At 72.7% G+C, this 4,046-nt stretch carries 4 protein-coding genes, 1 pseudogene and 1 riboswitch; of the genes and pseudogenes, 1 reads left to right on the forward strand and 4 read right to left on the reverse strand.

Features of this window, described 5'->3' with window-relative positions; translation table 11 throughout:
• The 3 genes from AOK01_RS36930 to AOK01_RS36940 all read right to left on the reverse strand — a co-directional run.
• Nucleotides 1-841, reverse strand: an 841-nt coding sequence (locus tag AOK01_RS36930; protein ID WP_055519491.1) for a cobalamin biosynthesis protein, incomplete at its 3' end; no start/stop codon positions are given.
• 110 nt (nt 842-951) lie between these two features.
• Nucleotides 952-1,091: riboswitch (cobalamin riboswitch) on the reverse strand.
• Between the two features lie 153 nt (nt 1,092-1,244).
• Complete coding sequence (locus AOK01_RS36935) at nt 1,245-1,466, reverse strand: hypothetical protein (protein WP_055519493.1); 222 nt, start codon at nt 1,464-1,466, stop codon at nt 1,245-1,247.
• A 12-nt stretch (nt 1,467-1,478) separates the two neighbouring features.
• Nucleotides 1,479-2,729, reverse strand: a complete 1,251-nt coding sequence (locus AOK01_RS36940) for an inorganic phosphate transporter (RefSeq protein WP_055519495.1) — start codon at nt 2,727-2,729, stop codon at nt 1,479-1,481.
• A 251-nt stretch (nt 2,730-2,980) separates the two neighbouring features.
• On the opposite strand from AOK01_RS36940, the gene AOK01_RS36945 reads away from it, so the two are divergent.
• The gene (locus AOK01_RS36945; RefSeq protein WP_055519497.1) at nt 2,981-3,721 is read left to right on the forward strand and encodes a class II aldolase/adducin family protein; all 741 of its coding nucleotides are present in this window, start codon (nt 2,981-2,983) and stop codon (nt 3,719-3,721) included.
• Nucleotides 3,722-3,850: 129 nt separating this feature from the next.
• Here the strand turns inward: AOK01_RS36945 and AOK01_RS36950 are convergent.
• Nucleotides 3,851-4,046, reverse strand: a pseudogene (locus AOK01_RS36950) (hypothetical protein); the annotation flags it as partial.

The following is a 4,046-nucleotide window of genomic DNA, read 5'->3' on the forward strand; positions in this document are numbered from 1 at the left end:
GTCGAGCACCGGCCCGCCCCGGACCGTTGAGAACGGGCCGGTGCTCGACCCGTCCCGCGTACGACAGCGTGCCGCCGAGCCGTACCCCGAGCGCCCCCGCGAACGAGGCCTCGACGGGCCCGGCGTTGGGACTCGGATGCCTGGCGGCGTCGGCGCGCCAGGCGCGGACGGCGCCCCGGGGATCGCCCCCGGCGAGGGTCGCGAGGACCGCTGTCAGCCGGGCTCCGGGCCACCCCGCGACGTCGTCGAGCCGGGCGGAGGCCCACCCGTACCGCCGGTAGCGGGCCGACCTGTGGCCGACCATGGCGTCCAGCGTGTTGACGGCCCGGAACCCGACCAGACCGGGCACTCCCGCCACGGCGCCCCACACCAGGGCACCCACCACGGCATCGGAGGTGTTCTCGGCGACGGACTCGACCACGGCTCGCGCGATCCCGTCGGCGTCCAGCGACTGCGGGTCCCGCCCGCACAGATGCGGCAGCCGCTCGCGGGCCCCCTCGACGTCCCCGGCGGCCAGCGCCCCGCCGACGGCCCGCGCCTCACGCCCGAGCGAGGTCCCGCCGACGACGGACCAGGTGGCGGCGGCGGTCAGCGCGACGGCCGCGGCACCGGACGTACGTACGTAGCGGTCGGCGGCCACGGCGAGGGCGACGGCGCCGCCCGCGCACACGGCCGTGTGCAGCGCGCCCCGTCCTCGGTGGTCCCGCCACAGCACCCGCTCGACGGCTCCCGCCGCACGGCCGAACGCGGCGACCGGATGCCCCCGGCGGGGATCGCCGAGCAGCAGGTCACCGAGGAGGCCGGCGGTGGCGCCGTACGCGAAGACGCGATCGGCACGCACCGGTTCAGCCGGCCGTCACGTACGGCAGAAACCTCGTACGGGGCACACAGGTCCACAACAGGCGGCCGGGCATGGCGGTATGTCCTCACTCAGGGTGTCCACGCCCTGGTTCGACGAGACCGACGACGAGAGTTCCTGGCTCCCGGGGAGCAACTCCCCGGTGACAGTGGCGGGACCGCGCCGGATTCGCACCGGCTTCCTCTTCTGCCGTCGTACATGGCTCCGGCAGTCCACCACGGCCCGAGAACGCCCGTCAACCTGCTGTTGACCTGCGACGGGAGAGTGTGCTGAGGCCCACACGCGGGCCCGGGCAGGGACATGTGACGGCCCCGCCGACCAGGAGGTCCGCGGGGCCGTCACGTACGGAACGGGCGTGCTGCGAAGGTCAGGTGTCAGGTGAGGTTCAGGCGACGATCAGCTGGATCCCGTACGCCACGGCCGCCGCGCAGGCCGCGAAGCAGACGTACGCGCCGGTGACCGCGAGGGTCGCGGAGCCGCCCCGGGCGGCGGCCGACTCGCGCTTGGAGAGGCCGACGATGCCGAGGGTGAAGAGGCCCACGAGGGCGACGGTGACGATGAGGCTGACTCCGAACACGGAGCCGAGGGCTGCCCAGTCGATGTTCATGCGGTTCGTTCCTTACACCGTGGCCGGACGGGCGGGCTCGGTGTCCGGGCCCGGAATGGTGGTCTTGAGATCGTCGGCCGCGGCGACCGCCGAGCCCGTGGGAGGCGGGGTGACGGCGGCGATCGCGGTGGTCACGACGCCGGCGGGCTCGTCGTTGACGTCATCGAGGTCGTTGACGTTGTCGATGGTGACGGGCCGGCGGCGGGACAGGACCCAGATGACCCCGGAGCCGGCGACCAGCAGTGCGCCGGTGAGGACGATGCCCCAGGTGCCCTGCTGGGTGAGGAACTCGGCGCCCGCGCCGACCAGACCGGCGGCCGGGAGCGTGAGCCCCCAGGCGATGAACATGCGGGTCGCGGTCGACCAGCGGACGACACCGCCCTTGCGGCCCAGGCCCGAGCCCATCACGGCGCCGGAGCAGGACTGGGTGGTGGAGAGGGAGAAGCCGAGGTGCGAGGAGGCCAGGATGACCGTCGCGGCGCTGGTCTGGGCGGCGAAGCCCTGCGGCGGCGCCAGGTCGGTGAGGCCCTTGCCCATGGTGCGGATGATGCGCCAGCCGCCCAGGTAGGTGCCGAGCGCGATGGCGCAGCCGGCCGAGACGATGACCCACACGGGAGGGTTCGCCCCGGGCGCGAGCACACCGCCGGTGACCAGGGCCAGCGTGATGATGCCCATGGTCTTCTGCGCGTCGTTGGTGCCGTGGGCCAGCGAGACCAGGCCCGCCGAGGCGATCTGGCCCGCGCGGTAGCCCTTGGAGGTCGCCTGCTCGCCGGCCTGCTTGCTGATCCGGTACGTCAGCCGGGTGGCGAGCATCGCGGCGAGTCCCGCCACCAGGGGTGCGGCGACCGCGGGGATCAGCACCTTGCTGACCACGGTGGAGCCGTTCACCGACGACCAGCCCGCCGACATCACCGCGGCGCCGATCAGACCGCCGAAGAGTGCGTGGGACGAGCTGGAGGGCAGACCCAGGAGCCAGGTCAGCAGATTCCACAGGATGGCGCCGACGAGCGCCGCGAAGATCACTTCGGTGCGGATGCCCTCTTCATTGATGATGCCGCCGGAGATCGTCTTGGCGACCTCCACGGAGAGGAACGCACCGACGAGGTTCAGCGCGGCGGACATGGCCACCGCCGTCTTGGGCTTGAGGGCGCCGGTCGAGATGGTCGTCGCCATCGCGTTGGCAGTGTCGTGGAAACCGTTCGTGAAATCGAACACGAGAGCGGTGACGATCACGATTCCGAGAAGGAGCGTGATGTGTTCCATTTACCCAGGCTTCTGTTGGACGACAGTGGCATGGGGAACGTAAGCAACCTGGATGAACGGAAGATGAACTCAGTCGGGCATTGGGGTGACTCGATTGAGGTGTCGCTACTCCACTTGTGTCGAAGTTCCGGTGACGGCCTGCGAATGGCCTTCGAAGTTCTCACCGGAACTTCGAACAGAGACGGAATGCTGGGGTCCGCTACTGCTCGTGAGGGTCAGGAGCCGGGGCGGACCGCTGGCAGGATCACGGCATGGCTGAGCGGCGGCGGGACACAGGAGACGGACGCGGTGCGGAGGAGACGGGCGCGCCCCGGGCGGACGAGCCCCGGGGCACGGACGAGCCCCGGGCGGGGGAGGCGCTGCGGCGGGCGTGGGGCGACCTCGTGGCCACGGCCCGCCGGACGGTGGCCGACGGCCTGGTCGTCGGCACGTCGGGCAACGTGTCCGTGCGCGTCGGCGACACCGTCCTGGTCACGCCGTCCGGTGTCCCGTACGACCGGCTGACGCCGGAGGACCTCTGCGGGGTCTCCCTCGACGGCCGTCGCCTGCTCGGTTCACTCGTTCCGACCAGCGAACTGCCGATGCATCTCGCCGTCTACCGTTCCACCGGCGCGCGCGCCGTCGTCCACACCCACGCCGTGCACGCCACGGCCGTCTCGACCCTCGTCACCGAGCTGCCCCTGGTCCACTACATGGCGGCTGCCCTCGGCGGCCCCGTCCGCGTCGCCCCGTACGCCACCTACGGCACGGAGGAACTGGCCGAGAACGTGCTCCCGGCCCTGCGCGACCGTACGGCCTGCCTCCTCCAGAACCACGGCACCCTCGCCCACGGCGCCACCCTCGACCAGGCCTATGACCGCACGGCCCAGCTGGAGTGGATGTGCCGCGTGTGGCTCACCGCGTCGTCCGTCCCCGGCCATACCCCCACCCTGCTGACCGAGGAGCAGGTGGCGGAGGCCGGGGAGCGGCTGAAGGGATACGGCCGGCCGTAGCACCGGGCCGCACGGACCAGTACCGAACCAGCGCCGGACCACCCGGACCAGCACCGGACCACGCGGGCCGGCGCCGGGTCCGTCCCGGCCCATCACTGCCGCGCTTCCACTGGCCGTCGGCGGGCTCCGTCAGGAGACTGGACCCGTGCGCACCGTGAAGCCGACGACCGCAGCCCTCGCCACCGCCCTCACCGCGGCCGTGGCGTGCACGGTGAGGCGGGGCTCGGTGGGCAGGGGGCGGCCCGGCGACGCCTTCAGGGCGGCGTCGCTGGCGAAGCGGCCGGCTGCGATACCGGCCGCGCCGGCCACGGCCGCGGTGAGGGCG

Origin of the sequence: Streptomyces aurantiacus (assembly GCF_001418335.1) — a bacterium.
Taxonomy (GTDB): domain Bacteria; phylum Actinomycetota; class Actinomycetes; order Streptomycetales; family Streptomycetaceae; genus Streptomyces; species Streptomyces aurantiacus.